General features: G+C 42.7%; 1 protein-coding gene. It reads left to right on the top strand.

Annotated elements, in window-relative coordinates:
* Positions 1-2720 (top strand): beta strand repeat-containing protein (locus WSC_RS21765; protein WP_016954558.1); only part of this gene is annotated, 2720 nt, incomplete at both ends.

Genomic DNA, 2720 nt, shown 5'->3' with positions numbered 1-2720 from the left:
ATGAAACAGATGCACTAGACCTAGGCAATATCACAGCGTCAGCATTAACAGTAACCGCAGGCGGTGCGGTATCTGACTCTGGTACATTAACCGTATCGGGTACAACAGATATTGATACCTCAGCGGGCAATGCAGATATCACGCTAAATACCAACACGCACAGCCTAGCAACCTTAATAGTCGATGCAGGTACAGGTGCGGTAGATGTAGACGAAACAGATGCATTAACCTTACAAGTAGATGGCGCGGGTGATGTGACTGTTGATTCAGTGGGTGCATTAACCTTAAATGCAGGCTCAATGAGCAACTTAACGGTGACAGCAGCCAGCTCAATCACAGATGCAGGCGCGTTAGCGGTTAGTGGCACAACAGACTTAGACACCTCAACCGCCAATGGTGCAATAGTATTAGATACCTTCACACATAACCTAAATACCTTCACAGCAGATGCAGGAACAGGTGCAATAGATATAGATGAAACGGACGCACTTGATTTAGGTGATACGACCACATCAGCATTAACCATAACTGCAGGCGGTGCAGTCTCTGACTCAGGTACCTTAACTGTATCAGGCACAACAGATATAGACACGTCAGCGGGCAATGGCGCAATTACGTTAAATACTAATACCCATAGCCTAAATACCTTAGTGGTAGATTCAGGCACAGGTAACGTAGATATAGACGAAACAGACGCACTAACCTTACAAGTAGATGGTGCGGGTGATGTCACTGTAGATTCAGTCGGTGCATTAACCTTAAACGCAGGTTCAATGGCCAACTTAACAGTAACAGATGCAGATTCAGTCACAGATGCAGGTGTGTTAACTGTTACAACTGCAGTTGATGTAGATACTTCAGCCAACAATGGTGCAGTCGATTTAGGCAATAATACCCATAACTTAGCAAGCTTCACTGCTAATGCTGGTACGGGCGCAGTGACTATTGATGAAACTGATGCCATTAGTTTAGGTGCAATAACGGCAAGCACATTAGATGTAACTGCAGGCGGTGCAATTTCTAGTACGGATGCATTAACTTTATCTGGCAACTTAACGGTTGATACATCAGCAGGCAATGCTAACGTTACATTAGATGATAGCGCCAATAGTTTAGCAGGTTCAGTAGCTGTTAATGCTGGTACAGGCACAGTTACAATTGAAGATACAACAGCGTTAGATTTAGGCGCTATCACAGCTGGTAGTTTAGATGTGACCAGTGGTGGTGACCTAACAGATTCTGGCAATGTGGTTGTCGGCACTTTAGCCTTTGATGCTGCCGGTTCAGTTACTTTAGACTCTGTTGACTTAGATGTGTTGGCTGACTCAGCTGCACAAGGTAATGTTGCAATTACCACAAATGCGAACAGCAACGACACTTTAACTATCAATGACATTATCATTACCGACAGCTCTGCAACTGACGATGAAACTAGCTACACTGTTAGCATAAGCGAAACTCAGGGTAGCGCAGAAACAGAGATGTTATTAACCGGTGATATCAAAGGTAGTGACGGCAGCTCTGATTTATATCTAGGAAAAATCACCATTACCGCAGGTACAAGCAATGAGCGTCAATTAGATTCAGACGGCAACGCCATGTTGAAAGCTAAATCTTTGGCGTTAAGTGCTCACGGTAATATGGGACGTGACAATGCAATTGATGTGGATTGGAAAGCTTCAACCGCTTCGTCAGTCAATCGCTTAACTATCAACCTAGGTGACTTAGACGCTGTTGATATCGACAATAACGGTGATCACTCAAACAACAACAGTGATTTTGATGATGTTGAGTTAGCTATTGATATCACAGGTTTCGACTTAGTTGACGAAAACAACTTATTGGGTGGTAGTCGTGAAATAGACATCAACTTCACCACTGAAAACTCAACTGATACAACCTCAAGTGCTGATTTAGTTGACGCAGCCAATGATATATTGGCCGGTAATTTTGAAGAGTTAAACTACTTTAACCGTAATACTTTTAACTCAGTTAATAACCGCATTGATCAATTAGAAGCATTATTAGGTGAAGGTTTTGATTCAAGCAATAATCAAACAGTGGCCGCTTATATCTCATATCTAGTGAATGGTAGTGACGGTATTAACGGTTTTGTTGATGTCAATGGCAACTTAATTTCTGGTGGTATAAGTGCTTCAGCCTTCTTTAATGGTACAGATGGTTCTTATACAACAATCACAAAACTCGGTAATCAGATCGCTTCAATTGCTTCATTCTACGATGATGTGTCAGACGACTCAAACACCAGTAATGATGTGGTTGCAAGTGCTGCGGATGGTTCGGACATTGATTATGCTGGGCTTAAATCTTCAGTTCGAGCCGGTGATCTAAATAACGACTCAACTTCTGATACCTTAGCAAATGAAATTACAGCGATTCAAAATGATGTTGATACGAATGAAACAGATGCTGATAACGCAATCGCTGCAGTACAAGCAGATGTTGACCAAAACGAGTTAGATGCAGACAACGCCATTGCAGCAGTTCAAACAGATGTTGATCAAAATGAGCTAGACGCAGACAACGCCATTGCTGCAGTTCAAACAGACGTTGACCAAAACGAGTTAGACGCAGATAACGCCATTGCAGCAGTTCAAACAGATGTTGATCAAAATGAGTTAGACGCAGATAACGCCATTGCTGCAGTTCAAACAGATGTTGATCAAAACGAGTTAGACGCAGACAACGCCATTGCAGCA

Origin of the sequence: Catenovulum agarivorans YM01 (assembly GCF_000281085.1) — a bacterium.
GTDB classification, from domain to species: Bacteria; Pseudomonadota; Gammaproteobacteria; order Enterobacterales; family Alteromonadaceae; genus Catenovulum; species Catenovulum agarivorans.
Note: the sequence above shows the minus strand (reverse complement) of the source record. Positions and strands in the feature narration are given on the sequence as shown.